16 protein-coding genes are annotated in these 22,236 nt (G+C 71.6%); 9 read left to right on the plus strand and 7 right to left on the minus strand.

The features are described 5' to 3' along the window. Window positions 1-257 precede the first annotated feature (257 nt). From F603_RS0110120 to F603_RS0110130, 3 genes are read left to right on the plus strand one after another with little or no spacing between them, the layout of a single operon-like run. Window positions 258-533, plus strand: coding sequence for a hypothetical protein (locus tag F603_RS0110120; RefSeq protein WP_019545892.1), 276 nt, complete (start codon window positions 258-260; stop codon window positions 531-533). Further along, a complete protein-coding gene (locus F603_RS0110125; protein ID WP_019545893.1) occupies window positions 520-1,161 on the plus strand; it encodes a DUF6879 family protein in 642 nt (213 codons plus the stop codon). The genes F603_RS0110120 and F603_RS0110125 overlap by 14 nt, the downstream gene beginning before the upstream one ends. Then, window positions 1,142-3,574, plus strand: a complete 2,433-nt coding sequence (locus F603_RS0110130) for an ATP-binding protein (protein WP_019545894.1) — start codon at window positions 1,142-1,144, stop codon at window positions 3,572-3,574. Before F603_RS0110125 ends, F603_RS0110130 begins: the two co-directional genes overlap by 20 nt. Before the next feature lie 10 nt (window positions 3,575-3,584). On the opposite strand, the gene F603_RS0110135 is transcribed toward F603_RS0110130, so the two are convergent. Then, window positions 3,585-4,505: a methionyl-tRNA formyltransferase gene (locus F603_RS0110135; protein WP_019545895.1), complete on the minus strand. Its 921-nt coding sequence runs from the start codon at window positions 4,503-4,505 to the stop codon at window positions 3,585-3,587. A gap of 107 nt (window positions 4,506-4,612) precedes the next feature. Continuing rightward, complete coding sequence (locus tag F603_RS0110140) at window positions 4,613-5,374, minus strand: MBL fold metallo-hydrolase (protein WP_245600741.1); 762 nt, start codon at window positions 5,372-5,374, stop codon at window positions 4,613-4,615. 407 nt (window positions 5,375-5,781) lie between these two features. On the opposite strand from F603_RS0110140, the gene F603_RS0110145 reads away from it, so the two are divergent. Then, window positions 5,782-6,396, plus strand: a complete 615-nt coding sequence (locus F603_RS0110145) for a hypothetical protein (RefSeq protein ID WP_019545897.1) — start codon at window positions 5,782-5,784, stop codon at window positions 6,394-6,396. Between the two features lie 434 nt (window positions 6,397-6,830). Here the strand turns inward: F603_RS0110145 and F603_RS0110150 are convergent, their stop codons facing one another. From F603_RS0110150 to F603_RS0110160, 3 genes are all read right to left on the minus strand, one after another. Beyond that, the gene (locus tag F603_RS0110150; RefSeq protein ID WP_019545898.1) at window positions 6,831-7,439 is read right to left on the minus strand and encodes a class I SAM-dependent methyltransferase; all 609 of its coding nucleotides are present in this window, start codon (window positions 7,437-7,439) and stop codon (window positions 6,831-6,833) included. A 1,185-nt stretch (window positions 7,440-8,624) separates the two neighbouring features. Continuing rightward, window positions 8,625-9,842 (minus strand): threonine synthase, encoded by a 1,218-nt coding sequence (locus F603_RS0110155; protein WP_019545899.1) that lies wholly within the window; start codon window positions 9,840-9,842, stop codon window positions 8,625-8,627. Window positions 9,843-9,912: 70 nt separating this feature from the next. Continuing rightward, window positions 9,913-11,100 carry a macrolide family glycosyltransferase gene (locus tag F603_RS0110160; RefSeq protein WP_019545900.1) on the minus strand — a complete coding sequence of 396 codons (1,188 nt, stop codon included), beginning with the start codon at window positions 11,098-11,100 and terminating at the stop codon, window positions 9,913-9,915. Window positions 11,101-11,455: 355 nt separating this feature from the next. Here F603_RS0110160 and F603_RS0110165 point away from each other — a divergent pair, with 355 nt between their 5' ends. Genes F603_RS0110165 through F603_RS0110175 form a run of 3 tightly spaced genes read left to right on the plus strand, consistent with a single transcriptional unit; the run spans window position 11,456 to window position 15,025 of the window. Next, window positions 11,456-12,322, plus strand: coding sequence for a HalD/BesD family halogenase (locus F603_RS0110165; protein ID WP_019545901.1), 867 nt, complete (start codon window positions 11,456-11,458; stop codon window positions 12,320-12,322). Between the two features lie 34 nt (window positions 12,323-12,356). After that, entirely contained in the window at window positions 12,357-13,160 is an 804-nt protein-coding gene (locus F603_RS0110170) for a hypothetical protein (protein WP_019545902.1), read from the plus strand. Continuing rightward, window positions 13,157-15,025, plus strand: coding sequence for a choline/carnitine O-acyltransferase (locus F603_RS0110175; RefSeq protein ID WP_019545903.1), 1,869 nt, complete (start codon window positions 13,157-13,159; stop codon window positions 15,023-15,025). Before F603_RS0110170 ends, F603_RS0110175 begins: the two co-directional genes overlap by 4 nt. A gap of 166 nt (window positions 15,026-15,191) precedes the next feature. Here F603_RS0110175 and F603_RS0110180 read toward each other — a convergent pair whose 3' ends face one another. Beyond that, a complete protein-coding gene (locus F603_RS0110180) occupies window positions 15,192-15,755 on the minus strand; it encodes a CGNR zinc finger domain-containing protein (protein WP_019545904.1) in 564 nt (187 codons plus the stop codon). A gap of 102 nt (window positions 15,756-15,857) precedes the next feature. Here F603_RS0110180 and F603_RS0110185 point away from each other — a divergent pair, with 102 nt between their 5' ends. Beyond that, on the plus strand, window positions 15,858-17,030 hold the full coding sequence (locus F603_RS0110185; protein WP_019545905.1) for an epoxide hydrolase family protein: 1,173 nt from the start codon (window positions 15,858-15,860) through the stop codon (window positions 17,028-17,030). 148 nt (window positions 17,031-17,178) lie between these two features. Here F603_RS0110185 and F603_RS0110190 read toward each other — a convergent pair whose 3' ends face one another. Continuing rightward, a complete protein-coding gene (locus F603_RS0110190; protein WP_019545906.1) occupies window positions 17,179-19,398 on the minus strand; it encodes an NADP-dependent isocitrate dehydrogenase in 2,220 nt (739 codons plus the stop codon). A 393-nt stretch (window positions 19,399-19,791) separates the two neighbouring features. Between F603_RS0110190 and F603_RS0110195 the strand changes: the two genes are divergently transcribed. Beyond that, on the plus strand, window positions 19,792-22,041 hold the full coding sequence (locus F603_RS0110195; RefSeq protein WP_019545907.1) for a heavy metal translocating P-type ATPase: 2,250 nt from the start codon (window positions 19,792-19,794) through the stop codon (window positions 22,039-22,041). Window positions 22,042-22,236 lie beyond the last annotated feature (195 nt).

The following is a 22,236-nucleotide window of genomic DNA, read 5'->3' on the forward strand; positions in this document are numbered from 1 at the left end:
CATTGCCCTTCCCTGCCGCGACTCCTATAGTTGACAATCGCGGGCGCGGAGCCCAACCACCGTCGCGGCGCAGGCGGTTGCGCTCCTCCCTGACTCCCCTCGAAGTGGAAATTTGAACAGGCGAAGACCGTAGAGCGCTCCGGAATGTCCGTCAGCGACCCGTTCTCCGCAGTTTCCTGCGCCGCACGGACAGCGCGCACGACGGACCCGGCGCACCAAAAGCCGAACGTCGTCGGCGCGAAGGGGGTCGAACGCCTGTGAAACGCTCCTGGGAAGCAAACGCCTCGGCCGAGTTCCACCACCGCCTCGGACGATCACCAGCGGAACTGGAGATAACCGGCGGACGCGACGGATGCCCCGACATCTGGCAGTTGGACAACGGCGACATCGCCGTCATCGGCCGCGACATGACGCACGCATACGCACACCGGCTGCCGACGGACGTCGTCCTCGCAGAGGACGAACGACTCGTCGTCCTGCCGGCCGCCACCCTCAGCTCTGCGAAACCGGACATCCCCGATGCTCGACCTTGACCACACAGCAGGAACGGAACTTCCCCTCGGGGAATACCGGGATGATTTTCGTGCACGCCAATGGCAGATCCCGCACGAGGACTCCTGGAAACTCGAATGCGGGCAGCACTTCGCCGAGCCGGGTTTCCCGAGTTGGGACGCGTTCGCACGAGGCGCGTGGGAGAAATCACTGGCCCTTCTCGAAGAAGAGCGCGATTTCCTCGCGGAGTTCGGCGCGAGGGCACAGCGCGAGCGCATCTGCCTTTACCGCGTCCGCGTCGTCGATGAGCCGCTCACCCCGTACCTCCAGTGGGAACTCCACCTGCTGAGGTTGCGCGCCGAGTACGGGGAGCGAATCCGCGTGCTTTCCACTGCGCGCTCCGGGTCCGCACGCAGACTCGCCTCGAAAGAGTCGAAGGGACGGGAACTCCTGACCCTCGGAGCCCGCGCCCTCTACCGCATCCACTACGACCCATCGGGGAGACTCGCAGGCGCCACACGGTTCTCCGACACGTCCCTCGTCGCGGAAGCCACGGAGTGGATGAGCCGGCTCTACGACGAAGGCGAGGACGTGGCCCGGTACTTCCACCGATCCGTAGCGCCTCTCCCCCCACCGAGAGTCGGTCCCGATGGCCGGCGAAGAGCGTGAACCGCCGCCCCTCGCGGGGGACAGAGGGGAAGCCGAGCAGCCTCGGGGCTCGGTCTTCTCCGGTGCGGCAGCAGAGGTGGTACAAGCGCGCGACGTCAGCGGCGGGGTGCACTTCCACGCACGTCCGCAGTCGCCCGAGGCGCCGCGGCCCCGTCAACTCCCGGTGGGCGCCGGAGTTTTCGTCAACCGCGGAAGCGAACTGCACCGCCTCGACGGGCTGCTCCGCCCGGGCACAGGGACCGCACCGATCTGCGTCCTGGCCGGTACCGCCGGCGTCGGCAAGACCTCGCTCGCGCTCCACTGGGCGCACCGGGCAAGCGGACACTTCCCCGACGGTCAGCTCTACGTCAACCTGCGCGGCTACGCCCCCGGCGCGCCCGTGCAGCCGGCCCAGGCACTCACCGGATTCCTCACCGCCCTCGACGTCCCTTCCCGCGCCGTGCCCGCGGACCCCGAGGCCGCTGCCGGGCTCTACCGGTCGCTGCTCGCGGACAGGCGCGTGCTCGTCGTCCTGGACAACGCCGCCTCGACGGCACAGATCCGCCCGCTGCTGCCCGGCACACCGAGCTCCCTCGCCCTCGTGACGAGCCGCAGCCGGCTTTCGGGCCTCGCGGTGCGCGAAGGGGCGTTCCGGCTCACCCTCGACACGCTGAGGGAAGGGGAGGCCGTTGCGCTGCTGCGGACGGTCACGTCGGCACACCGGCGCGCGGACCGGCCGGAGAGCCTCGCGGAACTCGCCCGGCTCTGCGCCAGGTTGCCGCTGGCGCTCCGCATAGCGGCGGAACGCGCAGCGGCCCGGCCGCACCTGGGTATCGAGCACTTGGTCAGGGATCTCAGGGACGAGTCCGCGCTCTGGGAGGTACTCACCATCGGGGAAGACGAGGAGGAAGAGGCTGTGCGCACCGTCTTCGCCTGCTCCTACCGGGCCCTGCCGCCCGAGGCCGCGCGTCTCTTCCGTCTGCTGGGGACGCACCCGGGGCCGGAGTTCGGTACGGCGGCGGCCGCCGCCGTCGGCGGGGTGGGGAGCTCCCGTGCCGAGCAGCTCCTGGACACCCTCGTAGGCTCCCACCTCCTGGAGCAACGGGCCCCGGACCGCTACGAATTCCACGACCTGCTGCGCGCCTACGCCGCCGACCGGGCCCGCCTGGACGAGTCGCCACCGGAACGTGCGGCAGCCCTGCACAGGGCGCTCTCGTGGTACCTGCACACAGCCGACGCGGCCCAAGCCGTGCTCAACCCGCACGAGGCGCGCGTCACTCTTCTCCCGCCCGTGCCCGGCACCACCCCGGCCGCCTTCGCCGACCACACGGCGGCGTACGAGTGGTACCAACGCGAGCGCGCCAACCTGCTCGCCGCCGTCCGGGCCGCGGTCGCGTCCGGTGACGACCGCACGGCGTGGCAACTTCCCCTCGTCCTGCGCAGCATCCACATGTTGCACAACCCGTTCGAGGAATGGTTCACCCTGAGCGGCCTCGGGCTGGAGGCCGCCCGCCGCGAGGGCGACCGTAAGGCGGAAGCCGAGCTGCTGGAGAGCCTCGGCATGGCGCACACCCAGGCGCACCGCCTGGAAGAGGCGGCCGAGCACCACACGGCCGCCCTGCGGTTGCGACGCACGCTCGGTGAACGCAGCAACGTGGCACTTTCCCTCAACGACCTCGGGCTCACCCGGTTGCGCTCCCGCTCCCTGTGCGAGGCGGCGGACTGGTTCACGCAAGCCGAAGCGCTCTTCGAGGAACTGGGGGACGCGGGCTGGGTGGCGACGGTCCGCGGCAACCTCGCCGAAGTCCACTACGAACAGGGGCGATTGGACCGCGCGGAGCCCGCACTCCTCCGGACGCTGGAGGAGCACAGGCGCCGGAGCGCCCGCGGAGGCGAGGGGAACGTGCTGCGGCTGCTCAGCGCGGTGTTCAGGGAGAGCGGGCGGGAGGCCGAGGCCCTCGGTGCCGCGCGGAAAGCCGTCGGCATCGCGCGGCGCTCGCAGAACCGGATGTGGGAGGCGTACTGGCTGCTCGACCAGGCCGCGGCCCAACGCGCGCTCGGCGACACCGAAAGCGCGCTCGCCTCGCTCCACCGGTCGACCGCGCTCCACCACGACCTGGGCGACCAGGCACGCGAGGCCCGCGCCCGGCACGCCACCGGATCGCTACTGCGGTCCCTGGGCCGTCCGACGGAGGCCGCGGACCTCCACCGCCAGGCCGCCGGCGTCCACCGCGCAAACGGCGACCGCTGGCAACTCTCCCTGGCCCTCATCGGGTTGGCCGCGGCCTTGCGCGCGGGGCCGAGCGCCACGGACAGCGGCGGGCAGCCGCCGGACGAGGCGGCGGCCCACCTCGCGGAGGCGTCCCGGCTCTTGGCGACGTTCGACGACGCGCGGGCGGCGAAGGTATCGGCACGTCTCGAAGAGTGGCGGTGACGCCGCGCGCTCACGGCACTGGTTCGTACTCGGTGATCCACAGCGGCCCGTCCCCGCACTCCACACGCAGCGCCCGCCCGTCGCTGCGCTGCGGCTCCAGCGAGGTGCCGAGGAGACGGAGCCGGCGACCCGACACCTCTGCCAACGGACCTCTTGCACCGGGCACGCCGAGGCGGAAGGTGCGCACCTGATGGTGGACCCGGTGCGCGGGGCGGCTCCAGTCGACGTGGTGGAAGGAGTCCTCCATCCAACCGGCGTAGCTGGCGTCCCTCTCGCGCTGCGGCTCACCGGGCGCGCCCGCCGCCGCGAGCGGCAGCGCCTCGGCGAGCAACTCGGCGCCGAGTGCGTCGAGTTCGTCGAGGAGTCCGTCGGGATCGAACCGGTCGGGTAGGGGGACGCCGCCGCGCTGTACGAGGACCGGGCCCGTGTCGAATGTCTCGTCCATCCAGTGCACCGTGACGCCCGTTTCACGGTCCCCGTTGCGGATCGCCCAGTGGACGGGGATCGGTCCGCGGTAACGGGGCAGCAGCGAGGTGTGGATGTTGAGGGTGCCGAGCGTCGGTACCGCGAGGAGCGCCGGCGGGAGGCGCCAGGGGAAGCCGTTGCAGACGACGAGGTCGGGGCGGTAACCGGCGAGCGGGGCGGCGAGGTTGCCGGCCCTGCCGGGGAGGAACAGGTCGACACCGCGCGGGATCGCGGCGGTGAGGTCGGCGGCCGTCTCGGGGGCGCCCTCGCGGACGGGCGCCGCGGGACGCAGCGAGCGGGCGTAGACGTGTGCCAGGGGACGGTGGCCGGCCGCCGTGCACACCGCGTGGGTGCGCGCGAAGCTCTCGACGGAGTGCGAGAGGAGCACGATCCGCAGCGGAGCGCCGGCGTGCGCGTCCTGCCCTGCCGGCGCCGCGTCGGCGTGCCGAGGTCCCGTCTCCCTCATGCCCCGAGGCTCTCCGAGCGTCGGGGCGCCGGCAAGCCCCGTGCCCCGTGAGTGCGCAGATTAGCCTCGCACGGGCGGGAGTTGACGCCTTCGGTTGACGGTGGGGCTCACCCGACGCGTGCACGCATCCCCGGCACCGCGACGTCGACAGGGCCGCGGTAGTTCTCGCGCGCCAGGCGCACCGCCTCGCGCGCGTCCGTGCCCGGCCAGAGGTGGGTGAGGAGGAGGCGGCCGACGCCCGAGCGGCGAGCGAGACCGCCTGCGTGACACGCGCTCAGGAGTTCCCCGGCGTCCTCGGGCGGTACCTCGCGCAGGTGGGTCGCCTCGCAGAGGAGGAGGTCCACCCCCCTGGCGAGAGCGGTCAGTTGCTCGCTGGGCCCGGTGTCGCCGGTGAAGGCGAGGCTTGCCCCGCCAGTGGCTTCGAGGCGGACGCCGGCGTTCGGGCGGGAGTGGGGGAGGTCGAAGGTGGAGGCGAGGAGCGGGCCCGTGCGGAGGGTGTCGCCCGGCGCGAACTCCCGTAGGTCCAGCGCCGGTTCGAGGAGCCCGGGGCGGTCGAGGGCGAGTACGGCGTCAAGGGCTCCGACGGGCGCGTGGACGGGAAGCGGGGGCGCCGGTGGGTCCGTGAGCGCGCGGGCGCGCAGCAGCGGGTTGAGGTCCGCGCAGTGGTCGGGGTGGCCGTGGGTGACGTACACGGCGTCGACTGCGTGCGGGTGCGTGTGGCGCAGGAGTTCCGGCAGCACCCCGTAGCCGGGGTCGAGCAGCAGACGGAACCCACCGTGCTCGACGAGGTAGCCGCTGCATCCCTGCCCGGCCACCGGCCACGCACCGGAACCGCCGAGCACCGTCAACTCCATCGGATGCAACCTCACTTGAGACACGGCAACCCCCGGCGCGACGTCAGCATACGCCGGGGGCCTGCGACGGACGCCGACGGGACGTTCCCGAAGAGACAAGCGGTACCGTCCGCGTGCGCACCGACGAGACGCCCTGCGCATCCGCCCCCGACAGGCCGCCGACGACGCGGCCGACCGGGCCCTCCAGCCCAGCCACCGTCTCGGACTCGCCGACGCCGTATGTGCATCGTCCCCGGCCGAGCCGCAACCGATCCGGCCCGGTTGGCCGTCCACGGAGACGAAGCACCGTCACCGAGGCGCCACCGACCGATCGAGGTGATCGGTTGTCGCCTGCCTCGTCCTCGTGTTCGTTTCGGTGCCTCAGCCGGCACGAGTGGGGCGGCGTCACGGCAGGTCGGCGCCGTATGGAAGGGTAAGTGGGGATGACAAAGAACAGCAGGAAGAGCACGGCCGGTTGGATAGCCGGTGCCGCCGTGACGGCGGCACTCCTGGGCGTCACAGGGTGCTCGAGCGAACCCGAACCCGCGGACGGGAAGTCGCCGGCGAGCAGCCCGGCCGGCGAGCAGGGCTCCGACAAGGGCAAGGACGACGGTTCGGCATCCCAGCCCTCCGAGGTCCGTCAGTCCACGCCCCAGGAGGCGGTCGCCACATGGGTCACCGCGGTGATCAAGGGCAAGCCGCAGGAGGCGTGCCTGGTGATGGCGGAGCCTGACTCCGGGAAGGTCGGCAGCCCGTCGACGTGCGGCAGCAACTCGCCCGACGTGAAGAAGTTGAAGTCGGGCGTCATGAAGTTCGGGGAAGCGCTCTCCCCCAAGCCGGCTTCGAAGGACCCGAAGGTGGAGGTCGACAAGGTCCCGGCCTCCGGCGGCGAGACGGAGGTCCCCGCCGACAAGGTCACCATCGACGGCAAGCCCCTGAACGAGACCGTCGCGGCCAACTCCACCGGGGTCAAGGCCGACCAGATCGACGCCAAGACGAAGGTCTCCGAGATCAAGGGTGACTGGTACGTCACCGACTTCGACTTCAGCATCGGCTGACCGGACCGTGCGCGGTCCGGCGGTGGACGCCGCATCGGCGGCGCGTCCCACAGCCCCGGCTGTGCGCCGGCGCCCGCCCCGTCCGTAGGCGTCGCGGGGCGCCCTCTGCCCGCAGGGGGCGCCCCGCGAGCGGGACGTCCTCGGCACGGACCGGGTGCAGCCGCTGCCCCGGAGACCGCGCACCCCCGACTCGTCCGGTACTCATCCGCGTTGACCTGCCCAGCTCGGCCGTCCGCGAGCCACCGCCCCGCACGAGCGATCCGGCGGGCAGGGACCCCGCCACCGCGAGCAGTACGCCCCTCCGCAACAGGCCGACCGGACATGCGCAAGGCCACCCGCTTGCCGTCCGAACGCCGCACACGGAGGCCCCGGCGAAGGCGGGTCCGCCACGGAGCCGGACGGCAACCGCTGGACAGCGCCGCTCCCCGGCCGGCTCACTCGCGCACGGCGCGCACCACCGTGTCCAGCGCCTCGACACCGTCCTTCGGCATGCCCTCCTGCCGCACCGTCCGCCGCTCCACCGCCGCGTACTCGATCCGCGCGTGCTCCCTCCACGCCCCGGTCACCTGCTCGACGGAGGTGAGGACGGCCGCGTCCTGCGGCCCCCCGGTGCCGTGCTCGAGGTTGTCCACGTCGTGCCCGACGAGGAGGAGCGTCCCACCGACGCGTGCTGCCTCCGCCGCCGTGTGCAGGACCCGCGACTGCTCGGGTCCCGGCAGGTGGAGGTAGGAGAGGAGGACGAGGTCGTACGCCGCGGGCTCGGGTGCGAAGTCGCTGACGTCCGCGTGGTGCGTCGTGATCTCCACACCCTGGTGCACGGCGAGGCGGTCGGCGCGGTTGAGGGCGACGGCGGAGAAGTCGACCGCGTCGACGCGCCATCCGTGCTCGGCGAGCCAGACCGCGTTCCTGCCCTCGCCCGCCGCCAGGTCGAGCGCACGCCCCGGCGCCAACGGGGAAGCCTCGCGCACCACCCAGACGTTGGGGTCGGCGCTCCAGATCCACTCCGTCTCCGTGTAACGCCGGTCCCATTCCTCGGAGTCCATCGTTCTCCGCCCTCTCCGGCGCCGCTCGGGCGCGCTGCTCGTCACTCCGGCCGCCCGTCCACCGCACCGGCGGACGCGCCCGTCTGGCACGCCCCCGAGCGCGGCCCTGCGCCGACGCACCACAGCGGTGCACCGGTGCAACTGCCGGTCACGCCGATCCTGCCATCTACGCCCCGCGCGCCCACGCGTACGCGGACGCGCCGCGAATCCGGCTCGCGTCCCACCTCGCCTGCCCCTACGACGCCGATGCCCAGCCCCCAGCGACGGACGCCGCCACGAAGCCATGGCGAAAGCCGCCGAGAGCGCGCGACTTCCCTGCACATCACGGGTCGACACCCCGACAGTGCGGACACGACCGCAGGAGGAGCGTCCTCACCACGCACCGCACCGGCCGCCGAGCGCGCGCGGGCGGTCCCGTCCCCACTTCGAAGGGCACCCACCGGACCGGGCGCCCGACGCGCCGCCCCTTCCGCCGGCAGCCCACCGACCACGTCAGTACCGGGTTGCGACAACTCGGCACGACCGCAGAAGGAGCGCCCCGGCCGTCGAGCCCGCATCAGCGCTTCCGTCCGAACCACCGAAGACCACCCTCCGGGTCGGAACAGGCAGACAACCGACGCCCGCCCGCCAAAAAGACCGGCGGCGCCGGAAGGATCACGTCAGCACCGAGCAGCCCCGCATCAACTGAGCACGACCGCAGGACGAGCACCCCTCCTCCGAGCCCACACCGGCACTTCCGTCCGTACCTCGAAGACCACCCCCCGGCCCAGAACAAGCAGCCGCCCGACGCACGCCCGCGCGCCCGTCCGCCGCGCACCAGCCACGTCAGCACCGAGCCCGCAACGACCTGGCACGACCGCAGAAAGAGCACCCCTCACCACGCGCCCCATCCCGACCGTCGCACCACACCAGCGCGGCCACTCGAACCGCCGAGACGCCCCTCCGAACCGAAACAAGCAGCCCCGACACCCACCGGTCCACCAACGAACCGGCCGGCGCCAGACGGACCACCTCAGCACCGGCCCCGAACAGCTCGGCAGGACCGCAGCCTCCGCCCCGTCGAGCACCGGCCCGAACCACCGAAGACCATCCTCCGAGCCAGCACAACCGCCCCGAGCGAACGCCGGCCGCCTCCGCCCGGAGAACCGCCGACGCCGCGCCAGTACCGCGGCCCGCGAGCGGCCGTCACGCCAGCCCTTCCCTCCGCAGCTCCCCCGCCACCGCCTCCCACGTCGGCTCGACGGGACGCAGCGGGCGCTCCCCGACGCCGAGGTCCTTGAAGCCGCTCGACGTCGAGAGGCACACCACGGGACCGTCGAACTCCGTCACTGCGCGGAGCTGTCGGTAGCCCGCGAGCCCGGCCGCGGAGGACAGCTCGACCCACAGGCCGTCGGCGCCCAATTCGGCCTGGGCCGAGGCCATTTCGTCGTCGGTGACGAGCACGGCGTCACCGCCGCTCTCCCGCACGGCGCGCACCCCGCGGTGGCCGCCCGCCGTGCAGTTGACGCCGTACGCGCGGGAGGCGCCGGGCGGTACGACCGCAGCGGGCGCCCCGGAGCGGAGGGCGGCGGCGAGCGGCCCCCCGGCCGACGGCTCGCACGCGTACATCCGCGGCAGCCGGTCGGTCACGCCGAGGAGCCGCAGCTCCCGGAAGCCCTTCCAGACGCCGTAGAGGAGCTCGCCGTACCCGGTGGGCACGAACACGGCGGCGGGGACGCCGAGTTGGCCGTGGAGCTCGTAGGCGACGCTCTTGTAGCCCTCGGGCCCGAAGCCGTGGCCGGTGTGCGTGCGGGTCTGGTTGCTCACGGGATGGAGGCCGAGCCGCTCGCTGATCCGCGAGAGCAGCGGCCACCGCGCCTCGACGGGCACCGCGAGCACGACCGCACCGTAGGCCCGCAGGAACGAGGCGACGGCCGGCGGCGCCTCCGCGGAGGCGAGGACGACGCACCGCAGTCCTGATCGGGCCGCGAAGGCGGCGGCCGAGGCCCCGTGGTTGCCCGAGGAGGCGACCACCACGCCGGGCGCGCCCTCGTGGACGGCGGCGGACGCGGTGACCCGGTTGAGCCGGTCCTTGTGGCTCCACGTGGGGTTCTGCGACTCGTCCTTGAGCCAGACGCCGGCGCCGAGGTCGAGCAGCGGCGTCCCTCCCTCGCCCAGGCCGGGCGCGGTGAGCGGGGGCAGCAGCGGCGCCCACCGGTCGAGCCCGGGCGTCGGTGCGGCTGACGCGTCGAAGAGGTCGCGCGGGACCTCCTCGTAGGCGTAGTCCACCTCCACGGGGTAGACGACGTCGTCCGTCGCCGTACGGGGGCAGCCGCGCACCTGGGGAGGCCACAGCGGGTACGTGCACTCCGGGTCGCCGAGGGAGCGTTGGCAGCGGGCCGTGGAGCGGGTGTCGTGGGCCATGGCGGGAGTCTAGGCGCGGGCCCCGGCGCCGTACCGCCTCGCAGGGTAACGGCGCCGGAGTCCGCCCGGCTCAGTCGAGCAGCTCCTCGATGAGTTCCGCGGCCCTCGGCGTGCCGCCGGCAGCACGGGACTCGCGCTTCAACTCCTCGCACCTGCGGGCGACTTCGGGGTCGTCCGTGAGCGCGAGCAGCGCGGCGCGGAGCCGTTCGGGGGTGGCCTCCTCGGTGTCGATCCGCCGGGCCACGCCCAACTCGACGAGCCGGTCGGCGTTGACGGGCTGGTCGACGTCCTGCGGCACGGCGATCATCGGGGTGCCGGTGTAGAGACCCTCGGCGCTGCCGCCCATGCCGGCGTGCGTGACGAAGGCGTCGGCCTCCTCCAGGATCGCCAACTGCGGTACCCATTGCCGGACTTCGACGTTCGCCGGCACCTCACCGAGCTCCTCGGGCTCGACGTACTTCCCGATCTGGAGCACCACGTGCCAGCCGGGCAGCCCGCCGAAAGCGGCCACGCAGTTTCGGTAGAACTCCGGCTGCCTCGTGTAGGCGGAGCCGAGCGAGACGAGCAGCACCCGCTCCGCACCCTCGGGCCGCTGCCACTCCCCCTGCCCCGCACGGGCGGAGAAGCACGAGCCGACGAAGCTCACCCGCTCCTCGTCGACGCGCTCGGCGTTCGGCTGCATCGCACGGGGAATCATCGCGAGGACCCTCGGCGGGAGGCTCATGAACTCCTCCGTCCCGGTGGTCGCCGCGCCCGAATCCGCAAGCCAGGCAGCGAACTTGGCGAGGTAGGCGTCGGCGCCCGGAAGCTGCCACAGGTACGCGCCGACCTCCTCCGCGTACCCTTCCCAGGCGACGTAGGTCGGGGAGAGTTGGACCTGCGGGCGGCCCTGCACCTCGGCGAGGAGGCGGCCGACGTACCCGCCGATGTCGTAGAGGTAGACGTCGGCGGGGTTGTCCTCGTAGAAGGGGCGCAACTGCGGGAGGGCGTTCCTCGCGTCGTCGAGGAAGACCTCCATCGCGCCGATGGCGTCGTCGGGCCAGTCGTTGTCGGTGACGGGGAGGGTGGAGGCGAAGGGCACGAGCTCCGCGCCGGTCTCCTCGATCAGGTCGCGTACGACCGGGTCATTGGCGTAGGTGACGCGGTGGCCCCGCGCGACCAGCTCCCTGATCACCTCGAGGCTGGGCAGGACGTGGCTGACGGCCGGGACGCCGACCATCGCGATGTGGGCAGGACCCCGGGGGGTACGGGCGGTCATGGACGCTCACTCGTTTCGTGTCTCGACATTGACGGTGGGGGCGCACCGGCAGCGCCGACCGCCGCGCCGGCGGAGCCGGGGCGGTCGTGCGTGTTCTCGGTGCGTCGGCGGGGCGGCGAGGCCCGGCGCCGTCAGTGGTAGAGCGGGAGGAAGTCCATGGCGGCGACCGTACCCGAGCCGTGACCACGGAAGCCAACAGGTTTTTCCTCGCCCGCCGCGCACGCACACACGCACGGTGGGCGTCACCTGGCCGTGCGAGAAGTCACAGACAAGCGGTGAACACTGTGGGAGCTTCAACTACGTTACTCGCCAGTGAAGTTGAGGAAACCGAGCTGCCGTCCCGCGGAAGGAAGCCATGAGCACTGCCGAAGCAGCGACGCTCCAGCGAGTGGTCGACACCGGGCGCTACCCCCTCACCGAGCCGGACTCCCCCGCCCGCCGCCGCCTCGTCGAGCAGGCGAGGCGCGAGCTCGCCGAGAGCGGCTGCACCGTCCTGCGCGACTTCGTCCGCGCCGAGCTCCACGAGGAGCTGCGCGCCGAGTGCGCCGGTCTCGCGCCCCGGGCGCACTTCGACGTCGAGACGGTCAACGTCTACAACATCGCCGTGGACGACGACCTCCCCGCCGACCATCCGGGACGCATCCCCTTCCGCCGCGGCAACGCCTTCGTGCCGCGCGACCGCATTCCGCCCGAGGCCCTCGTCAGCCTCCTCTACGGAGACGCAACCTTCCGCACCTTCCTCGCCGAGTGCTTCGAGCTCCCCCGCCTCCACGAACTCGCCGACCCGCTCTCGGCGCTCGTCCTCAACGTCGTCGAACCCGGCATGGAGCATCCCTGGCACTTCGACACCAACGAGTTCACGGTCAGCATGCTCACCCAAGGAGCCTCGGACGGCGGGGAGTTCGAGTACTGTCCCGGCATACGCACCGCGCGGGACGAGCACTTCGACGACGTCAGGGACGTCTTGGAGGGGAACGGCGAGCGGCTCGTCCACCGGCTGCCGCTGCGTCCCGGAGACCTCCAACTCTTCAAGGGGCGCTTCTCCCTCCACCGGGTGAGCCCCGTCGCCGGGGCCACCGCCAGGCACTCTGCGATCTTCGCCTACAGCGAGCGCCCAGGGGTCGTCGGCAGCGTCGCCCGCACCAGGCAGCTCTTCGGGCGCGTGCTCCCCGAGCACCTCGACGCCGAACGCCGCGTGCGCGGCGACGAGTTGCTCGACTGACCCCCTTCCGCCCTCCCGTCAGGAGCGCAGCCCCGTGCACTTCGACCGAACAGGCAAGGTCTCGCTCGACCACATCTACGACCGCCCGGACCCCGTCGAGTTCTTCCGCGTCCTTCGCGAACTCGACTACTGCGTACCGCAGTCGGCGAAGCCGTACTTCGCCAAGCTCCTCACCGAGCACCGCGAGGCACACCCCGGCTCCGTGCCGCAGGTGCTCGACCTCGGATGCGGCTACGGCGTCAACGCGGCGATCCTCCAGTTCGACACCACCATGGACGAGCTCTACGACCGGTACACGGCCCCGGATACCCCTACCGGGCGTCCCCGACTGCTGTCTCGCGACCGCGACTTCACACGCGCGCGGCAGCCGGCCGAGCAGACCCGCTTCGTCGGCCTCGACACCGCGGGCGGGGCGCTCGCCTACGCCGTGGAGGCCGGTTTCCTCCACGACGCCGTCCACGCGGACCTGGAGTCGCACGACCCGACGCCGCAGCAGCGGGCCGCCCTGGCCGGCGCCGACCTCGTGATATCCACCGGCTGCCTCGGCTACGTCACCGAGCGCACCCTGGCCCGCGTCGTGCGGGCGCAGGGCGAACACCGACCGCCCATGGCCCACTTCGTCCTGCGGATGTTCCCGTTCGCCCCCGTCGAGCAGGCACTCGACGAGCTCGGGTACCGCACCACTCGCCTCCCCGGCGTCTTCCGCCAACGGCGTTTCGCCTCGCCCCGGGAGCAGGAACAGATGCTCGACACGATGACGGCGGCCGGCGTCTCGCCCGACGGCCTGGAGACAGAAGGCTGGCTCTACGCCGAACTCTTCCTCTCCCGCGCCGCATGACCACACCGGAGAACCAACCCACCCCGGAAGAGGACGAGTTGAACACACCCCAGGACGCACAGCGCCCGACCTTCGCGCATGAGGACCACCTCCCCAGGGTCCCGCTGCCGACCCTGGAGCAGAGCTGCGCCCGGTTCCTCGAATGGTGCGGCCCGCTCCTCACCGCAGACGAACGCGCCGCGACCGAGGCCGAGGTGGCGGCCTTCCTCGCACCCGGCAGCGCGGGACGCACCCTCCAGGCCGCGCTGGAGGAGTACGACGCGACACCGGGCGTGCACAGCTGGCTCGACACCTTCTGGCCGTACCGCTACCTCGGCCGCAGGGACCGCATCGCGCTCAACGCCAACTTCTTCTTCCTCTTCGAGGAGACCGGCGAGGCCCAACTGGAGCGCGCGGCCGGGCTCGTGGCCGCCGCGGTCGGCTACAAGCTCCGCGTCGACGAGGAGCAACTGCCGCCGGTCTCGCAGCGCGGGCAGCCGCAGACCATGGAGCAGCACAAGCACCTCTTCTCCACCACCCGCATCCCGGGCACCGAGCAGGACACCGTCCGCATGCCGTACACGCCCGAGTGGCCCGGTCCGTCGACGGCGCGCCACATCGTCGTCTTCCACCGCGGCGGCCTCTTCCGCCTCGACGTCCTCGGGCCCGACGGCACCCCGTACGCCCTAGACGACCTCCGCGCCGGACTCGACGCCGCACTCAAGGCCGGCACCGAACGCCCCGGTGCCGGAGGCCCGGGCGACACCCCGGCGGGCCACCTCACCACGATGGCGCGCGCCGAATGGGCCGCGGCACGGGAGCGCCTGCGCACCTGCGCACCCGGCAACGCGGAGATCCTCGACGACGTGGAAACCGCCCTCTTCTGCGTCAGCCTCGAGGAGTCGGCGCCCACCGACACGCAGCACGCCTGCGACGAACTCCTCTACGGCGACCGCGGCAACCGCTGGTTCGACAAGGCACTCACCTTCGTCGTCTTCGCCGACGGCACGGCCGGCATCAACGTCGAGCACTGCGAACTCGACGGCACCACCGTCCTCGCCCTCGTGGACGACCTCCTCGGCACCTCCGCCGAGGAGCACTCCCGGGCCTCCGGCGCCCGCAAGCAGGGCACACCGCCGCTGCGTCCGCTGACGCTGGTCCTCGACGAGCAGCTCAGCACCCAGGCCCGCAACGCGGCCGCCGCGTTCGAGGCGTACGGCGCCGCCACCGCCACCCGCGCCCTCGCCTTCGAGGACTTCGGCAGCACCACGGCGAAATCCCTCGGCTGCTCCCCCGACGCCTTCGTCCAACTCGCCTTCCAGCTCGCCCACTTGCGCGCCAGGGGCCGTCTCGGCGCCACGTACGAGTCGATCGCGACCCGGCAGTGGCAGTGGGGCCGCACCGAGGCGATGCGCGTCATCACCCCCGAGATCCGCCGGTTCGTGGCGGCCATGGACGACCCCACCGTCGACGACGCGGGCCGACGCGAGGCGTTCCACGCGGCCGCACGGGCACACACCGCCCGCGCCAAGCAGTGCCAATCCGGCGACGCACCCGAACAACACCTCTGGGAACTGGAGTTGATCGCCCACCGCCGCCCGGAACTCGGCGTCACGGAACAACCCTCGCTCTACCGCACCCCCGGCTGGCAGACGATGCGCAGCGACTACCTCTCCACCAGCTCGGCCCCCTCCGCACACATCCAGTACTTCGGCTTCGGCTCCACGAGCCCCCAGTGCATCGGAGTCGCCTACGTCCTCCTCCCCGACCGCTTCCACCTCTACCTGAGCACCCCGCAGACGGTCGCGGAACAAATGCACACCTTCGCGGACCGCCTCGGCGAGGCCCTCACCGAACTGCGGACGCTGCTGGGCGACGGGGGGTGAATGCGCTGCGTCCCGCCGGCGCGAAGGTGTCGGCGGGACGCAGGCCCGCGTTGCGAAGAGACATGCCGCGGAACCCGTCACACCTCGGCGCACCTCAGCCCGACAGGACGTCCCGGCGACCGACTTGGGCCTGTCACCGGTGATGGGGTGACCATTAACCCGCCGCTCAGTGGGTTTTGCGCTGGTTGGCGTGGAAGCGCGCTTTCTTCTGACGATTCCCGCACGTGTTCATGTCGCACCATTTGCGCGTGCGGCTTTGACTGGTGTCGAAGAAGGCAGCCTGGCAGGTCGGTGAGGCGCACAAGGCCAAGCGTCCGTCTCGTTCGCCCGCGATGATGCTGATCGCATCGGCTGCGATCACGCTGAGGGCATCTTCCACACCGGAAGACGAGTTGAGCCGCCATCGCCGCTTGCCCTCGGGCGTCAGGATGGCCGCGGCCCGACCCTGAGCGCTGCGGTCGTTGATGATGCCGACAGCAGACGCAGGGAGAGCATCCCGGACCGCTGCCGCTGTCACAGCGGCGTGAATCGACTCCCTCAACTCCCGAGCGAGGTCGAGCTGGGCAGTGGTGCAGGAGTCCACGGCCAAGCCGTTCGCCGCCAGCCAGTCGACGAGTCGGTGCGGCACGGGGATGCGCTCCACGGCGTTGCCATGACGCTCCGTCAGCGTCGCCGTGAAACTGGTCGCCAGCACGCTGCCGAGGCGGAAGTCGGGGAACTCAGCACGCATGGAACCACCTTAGCCGGTTGCTGCTGACAGGACGACATGCTAGAACCGCCTAAGCCGGTTCGTGCTAGTTCGCAGCCGGTCCCGCGATGGCCAGGAGGTCCGATGCCCCGCCCGACTCGCAACGTGCACGCCTGTGAAGCCCACGCAGCCGACGCCGACCTCGACGATCTCCGTGCGCGGCTGGCCGCGGCACGACTGCCGGAGGCCGAGACGGTCATCCCCGCCGCTCCAGGCCCTCGCCGATGGGAACAGGGCGTTCCTCTTGCCGACCTCGTCGATGTCGTGAACTACTGGCGCACCGGGTACAACTGGCGGTCGTTCGAAGAGCGCCTCGACCGGATCGGCCAGTTCCGCACGACCATCGACGGTCTGGGAATCCACTTCCTGCACCGCCGATCCCCGCGCGCAGAGGCAACTCCGCTGATCCTGACGCACGGCTGGCCGGGCAGCATCGCAGAGTTCGTCGATGTAGTGGACGAGTTGGCAGATCCGAAAGATGTGGACGTGCCGGCTTTCCACGTCGTGGTTCCGTCGCTGCCGGGCTTTGGTTACAGCGACAAGCCGGCAACCACCGGGTGGGGGACCGAGAAGATCGCGGCCGCGTGGGTGGAACTCATGGGGAGGCTCGGCTACACCAAGTTCGTCGCCCATGGCGGAGACTGGGGAGGAAATATCACCACGGTGCTCGGCGGCAGGTTCCCTGCGCACGTTCTCGGAATCCACACATTGTTCGCGGAAGCACCGCCCGGGTTGCCGACGGACGGGCTGACAGCGATGGAGCGCCAATGGACCCAGGAAACCCGGGACTTCTGGCGCCATCGCGCGGCGTACGCGAAGCAGCAGGCAACCCGACCGCAGACGATCGGCTACTCGCTCGTCGATTCACCGGTCGGGCTGCTTGCCTGGATTCTCGACAAGTTCGCCGAGTGGTCGGACACCGGAGACAGTCCGTTCGAGACGATTTCCAGAGACAGGATTCTTGACGACGTCACGCTCTACTGGCTGACGCGGACCGGCGCATCGGCGGCGCGCATCTACTACGAAAGCCACAACTCACTCGACCCCGAGCTTCGGGTCGAGGTCCCTTCGGCGATCAGTATGTATCCCCGCGACATCGAGAAAAGTCCCCGCCCTTGGGCACAGGAACGGTACCGACAGATCGTCCGGTGGAGATCGCCCGAACGCGGAGGCCATTTCCCGTCGCTGGAGGTCCCCGAGTATTTCGTCAGAGATCTGCAAGAGGGACTCGCGGCAGTACTGACCGCCAGTCGGTGAACGCGACCGGGTACCGGTACTGGAACCGGATCGGAAGTCGCAACACCCAGAGGATCAGCCGGTGCGGCAGGACAGACACCGGCTCCTCGACGGGAAAAGACCAACCGGCCGCACCCGCCAGGCGGATGCGGCCGGTGACGCGAGAGGCTCAGCTCAACCCGGCAAGCGCCTCGTTGAGCGTCTTCGACGGCCGCATGACGGCGCCGGCCTTGGCGTCGTCCGGGCGGTAGTAGCCGCCGAGGTCGGTCGGGGAGCCCTGGACGCCGACGAGTTCGCCGACGATGGTCTCCTCCTGGTCGCCGAGCTTCTCGGCGAGGCCGCTGAACGCCTCGGCGAGCTGCGTGTCCTCCGTCTGCTGCGCCAGCTCCCTGGCCCAGTAGAGGGCGAGGTAGAAGTGGCTGCCGCGGTTGTCGAGGCCGCCGACCCTGCGGCTCGGCGACTTGTTCTCGTGGAGGAAGGTGCCGGTGGCACGGTCCAGGGTGTCGGCGAGGATCTGGGCGCGCGCGTTCCCCGTCTTCTGCGCGAGGTGCTCGAAGCTCACCGCCAGCGCGAGGAACTCGCCGAGGCTGTCCCAGCGGAGGTAGTTCTCCTCGAGGAGCTGCTGGACGTGCTTGGGCGCCGAGCCGCCCGCACCCGTCTCGAAGAGGCCGCCGCCGTTGATGAGCGGGACCACCGAGAGCATCTTGGCGCTCGTGCCGAGCTCCAGGATCGGGAAGAGGTCGGTGAGGTAGTCGCGGAGCACGTTGCCGGTGACCGAGATGGTGTTCTCGCCGCGGCGGATGCGGTCGAGGGAGAACCGCGTCGCCTCGACCGGCGACATGATCTCGATCTGCAGGCCCTCCGTGTCGTGCTCGGGGAGGTAGGCGCGGACCTTCTCGATGAGGTTGGCGTCGTGCGCGCGGCCCTCGTCGAGCCAGAAGACGGCCGGGTCGCCGGTGGCGCGGGCGCGGGTGACGGCGAGCTTGACCCAGTCGCGGATCGGCACGTCCTTGGTCTGGCACATGCGGAAGATGTCGCCCTCGGCGACGGCCTGTTCGAGGACGAGCTCGCCTGCACCGTCGAGGACCCGTACCTGTCCCGTGGTCGGGATCTCGAAGGTCTTGTCGTGGCTGCCGTACTCCTCGGCCTTCTGCGCCATCAGGCCGACGTTGGGCACGGAGCCCATCGTCGACGGGTCGAAGGCGCCGTGGGCGCGGCAGTCGTCGATGACGACCTGGTAGACGTCCGCGTAGCTGCTGTCGGGGATGACGGCGAGGGCGTCCTGCTCCTGGTCGTCCTTGTTCCACATGTGCCCCGAGGTGCGGATCATCGCCGGCATGGAGGCGTCGACGATCACGTCGCTCGGCACGTGCAGGTTGCTGATGCCGCGGTGCGAGTCGACCATGGCGAGGTCCGGGCCCTCGGCGAGCTCCGCCTCGAAGGACGCCTTGATCTCGGCGCCCTCGGGGAGCGACTCCAGGCCCTTGAAGATGCCGCCGAGCCCGTCGTTCGGGCTGAGCCCCGCCGCGGCGAGCTTGTCACCGTGCGTGGCGAACGTCCTGGGGAAGAACGCGCGCACCGCGTGCCCGAAGATGATCGGGTCGGAGACCTTCATCATCGTCGCCTTGAGATGGACGGAGAAGAGCACGCCCTCCGCCTTGGCGCGTGCGACCTGCGCGGTGAGGAACTCGCGCAGCGCGGCGACGCGGAGCACGGCAGCGTCGACGACCTCGCCTGCGAGGACCGGGACGGCGGCGCGGAGCACCGTGGTGCTGCCGTCGTCGCCGACGAGTTCGATCCGGAGCGAGTCGTCCTTTGCCAGGACGGCGGACTTCTCGGTGGCGCGGAAGTCGTCGCCGTCCATGTGCGCGACGTTGGTCTTGGACTCCGGCGTCCACGCGCCCATGCGGTGCGGGTTCGCCCTGGCGTAGTTCTTCACCGAGGCGGGGGCGCGGCGGTCGGAGTTGCCCTCGCGCAGGACGGGGTTGACGGCGCTGCCCTTGACCTTGTCGTAGCGGGCGCGGATGTCGCGCTCCTCGTCGGTCTGCGGGTCGTCGGGGTAGTCGGGCAGCGCGTAGCCGTGCCCCTGGAGCTCGGCGACGGCCGCCTTGAGCTGCGGGATGGACGCCGAGATGTTCGGCAGCTTGATGATGTTGGCCTCGGGCGTCTTGGCCAGCTCTCCGAGCTGGGCGAGCGCGTCCTCGACCCGCTGGTCCTCGCGGAGCCACTCGGGGAACTGGGAGATGATCCGCCCGGAAAGGGAGATGTCCCTGCTCTCCACGGCAACGCCTGCGGTCGAGGCGTACGCCTCGATCACGGGGAGGAACGAGTACGTCGCCAGGGCCGGGGCCTCGTCGGTCTGCGTATAGATGATGGTCGAGTCAGTCACCGGTACTCCGCTTCGCGTCTACATCGTCTCGATATCAAGATATCTCCTACGCCGGGCCTTCCGGCCACCAGCCCCCGCCCGCACCCGGACCATCCTCCGCCGTCCCGCCTTCGGGCGCACGGGGAGGGAGCGCGGCGGGCGGGGCAGCACACAACTTCCGCACCGCCAAGGCGAGTTCACCGCCCCTCGCGCCATACCCCCGCCGGGTACGAAGCCGGGCCGTCCCGCCCTTGCATCGTATACCCCCGAGGGGTATACATGACTGCGACGGTTCCCACGCCGCTCGCCTGTCCACAAGACCCCAGGAGTCGCCATGGCCCCGCCCTGCCTCGGCCCCCGTCACGGTCCGGGGCCGACCGGCCCGGCACCCACCACCCCACGCGAGGAGTACCCATGACCAGCCCGACGACCAGCGCACCCTCCCGGGTCGAGCTCGCCATCGGAGGCATGACCTGCGCCTCGTGCGCGACCAGGGTGGAGAAGAAGCTCAACCGCATGGAGGGCGTCGAGGCGAGCGTCAACTACGCCACCGAGCAGGCCAGGGTCGTCTACGGGGAGGGGGTCTCCGTCGACGATCTGATCTCCACCGTCGAGGCGACGGGGTACACCGCACGCCGCCCCGAGAAGCGGGGCGCGGACGAGGGCGGCGAGGAGTCCGCGGCCGACGTGGAGTTGCGCACGCTCCGGCAGCGTCTGCTCACCGCCGTCGTGCTCGCGGTCCCCGTGATCGCGATGGCGATGATCCCTCCGCTCCAGTTCGAGTACTGGCAGTGGCTCTCGCTGACGCTCGCCGCCCCCGTCGTCGTCTACGGCGGCTGGCCCTTCCACCGCGCCGCCTGGACCAACGCGCGGCACGGTGCCGCGACCATGGACACCCTTGTCTCGGTGGGCACTTCGGCCGCGTTCCTCTGGTCGCTCTGGGCGCTCTTCTTCGGAACGGCCGGCATGCCGGGCATGACACACCCCTTCGAGCTGACGATCGCCAGGACCGACGGCGCGGGCAACATCTACCTGGAGGCGGCGGCCGGCGTCACCGCGTTCCTCCTCGCCGGCCGGTACTTCGAGGCACGCTCGAAGCGCAGGGCGGGGGACGCGCTCAGGACGCTCCTGGAGCTCGGTGCCAAGGAGGTCACCGTCCTGCGCGGGGGCCGCGAGGAGCGCGTCCCGACGGACCGGCTCGCCGTCGGTGACCGCTTCCTCGTGCGGCCGGGCGAGAAGATCGCCACGGACGGCACCGTCGTCGAGGGCGCCTCCGCCATCGACGCCTCGATGCTCACGGGCGAGTCGGTCCCCGTCGAGGTCGCCGAGGGCGACGCCGTCACGGGGGCGACGCTCAACGCGGGCGGACGCCTCGTCGTCGAGGCCACCAGGGTCGGCTCCGACACCCGGCTCGCCAGGATGGCCGAGCTGGTGGAGGAGGCGCAGAACGGCAAGGCGGCGGCGCAGCGCCTCGCCGACCGGATCTCCGCGGTCTTCGTCCCCGCCGTGATCGTGCTGGCACTCGGGACGTTCGGGGTCTGGCTCGGCACGGGCGCCGGGCTCACCGCGGCCTTCACGGCGGCGGTCGCCGTGCTGATCATCGCCTGCCCCTGCGCGCTCGGCCTCGCGACGCCCACGGCCCTCATGGTCGGCACGGGGCGCGGGGCGCAGCTCGGCATCCTCATCAAGGGGCCCGAGGTGCTGGAGTCCACCCGCAGGGTCGACACCGTCGTCCTCGACAAGACCGGCACCGTCACCACGGGACGGATGACCCTCGCGGGCGTGCACGCCGGGGAGGGCGCCGGCGAGGAGCAGTTGCTGCGGCTAGCGGGCGCGCTGGAGGACGCCTCCGAGCACCCCGTCGCGCGCGCCGTGGCCACCGGCGCGAAGGAGCGCACGGGCGCGCTCCCGACGCCCGAGCGGTTCGCCAACGTGCCGGGGCTCGGCGTGCAGGGCGTCGTCGAGGGGCACGCCGTCCTCGTCGGTCGGGAGCAGCTCCTCGCCGAGTGGGCGATCGAGGTGCCGGAGGCGCTCAGGGACGCCAAGTCGGCGGCGCAGCAGGCCGGTCGGACCGTCGTCGCGGTCGCCTGGGACGGCGAGGCGCGCGGCCTCCTGGAGGTCGCCGACGCGGTGAAGGAGACGAGCGCGGAGGCGATCGAGCGGCTGAAGGGCCTCGGGCTCACGCCTGTCCTGCTCACCGGCGACAACCGCGCCGTCGCGGAAGCCGTCGCGGCCGAGGTCGGCATCGACGAGGTGACCGCCGAGGTGCTGCCCGAGGAGAAGGTGGAGGTCGTCAAGCGCCTTCAGGAGCAGGGGCGTTCGGTCGCGATGGTCGGGGACGGCGTCAACGACGCCGCCGCGCTCGCCCAGGCCGACCTCGGGCTCGCGATGGGCACGGGCACCGACGCGGCGATCGAGGCGGGCGACCTCACCCTCGTCCGCGGCGACCTGCGCGCCGCCGCCGACGCCATCCGCCTCTCCCGGCGAACCCTGGGCACCATCAAGTCCAACCTGTTCTGGGCCTTCGCCTACAACGTCGCCGCGCTTCCGCTGGCGGCCGCGGGGCTGCTCAACCCGATGATCGCGGGCGCCGCCATGGCGTTCTCCTCGGTCTTCGTCGTCGGCAACTCCCTGCGGCTGCGCAGGTTCCGCGCGGCGGCCTGACCCCGCTCCCCTGCCTCCCTCCTGCCGCCCGCGCGGGAGGGAGGCGGCGTGTGAACAGTCGTATACGGCGGCGGTGCACGCCCGTGCCGCCCGGACGCGGCCACGCCCCGATACGGCGGCGCGAGGCCGAACTCCCCGTAACGCAGGGGCAATCCAGCAGGTCAGCCGCGTAGACCACCGCTGTCCCGACTCTTG

This window comes from Streptomyces sulphureus DSM 40104 (assembly GCF_000381025.1).
In the GTDB taxonomy this organism is placed as follows: domain Bacteria; phylum Actinomycetota; class Actinomycetes; order Streptomycetales; family Streptomycetaceae; genus Streptomyces; species Streptomyces sulphureus.

What these genes read in the sequence shown, in the direction of transcription:
- F603_RS0110125 (WP_019545893.1), top strand. Translation starts at nt 520, where the DNA reads ATGCTCGACCTTGACCACACAGCAGGAACGGAACTTCCCCTCGGGGAA.
- F603_RS0110130 (WP_019545894.1), top strand. Translation starts at nt 1,142, where the DNA reads ATGGCCGGCGAAGAGCGTGAACCGCCGCCCCTCGCGGGGGACAGAGGG.
- F603_RS0110135 (WP_019545895.1), bottom strand. Translation starts at nt 4,505, where the DNA reads ATGAGGGAGACGGGACCTCGGCACGCCGACGCGGCGCCGGCAGGGCAG.
- F603_RS0110145 (WP_019545897.1), top strand. Translation starts at nt 5,782, where the DNA reads ATGACAAAGAACAGCAGGAAGAGCACGGCCGGTTGGATAGCCGGTGCC.
- F603_RS0110150 (WP_019545898.1), bottom strand. Translation starts at nt 7,439, where the DNA reads ATGGACTCCGAGGAATGGGACCGGCGTTACACGGAGACGGAGTGGATC.
- F603_RS0110155 (WP_019545899.1), bottom strand. Translation starts at nt 9,842, where the DNA reads ATGGCCCACGACACCCGCTCCACGGCCCGCTGCCAACGCTCCCTCGGC.
- F603_RS0110160 (WP_019545900.1), bottom strand. Translation starts at nt 11,100, where the DNA reads ATGACCGCCCGTACCCCCCGGGGTCCTGCCCACATCGCGATGGTCGGC.
- F603_RS0110165 (WP_019545901.1), top strand. Translation starts at nt 11,456, where the DNA reads ATGAGCACTGCCGAAGCAGCGACGCTCCAGCGAGTGGTCGACACCGGG.
- F603_RS0110175 (WP_019545903.1), top strand. Translation starts at nt 13,157, where the DNA reads ATGACCACACCGGAGAACCAACCCACCCCGGAAGAGGACGAGTTGAAC.
- F603_RS0110180 (WP_019545904.1), bottom strand. Translation starts at nt 15,755, where the DNA reads ATGCGTGCTGAGTTCCCCGACTTCCGCCTCGGCAGCGTGCTGGCGACC.
- F603_RS0110185 (WP_019545905.1), top strand. Translation starts at nt 15,858, where the DNA reads ATGCCCCGCCCGACTCGCAACGTGCACGCCTGTGAAGCCCACGCAGCC.
- F603_RS0110195 (WP_019545907.1), top strand. Translation starts at nt 19,792, where the DNA reads ATGACCAGCCCGACGACCAGCGCACCCTCCCGGGTCGAGCTCGCCATC.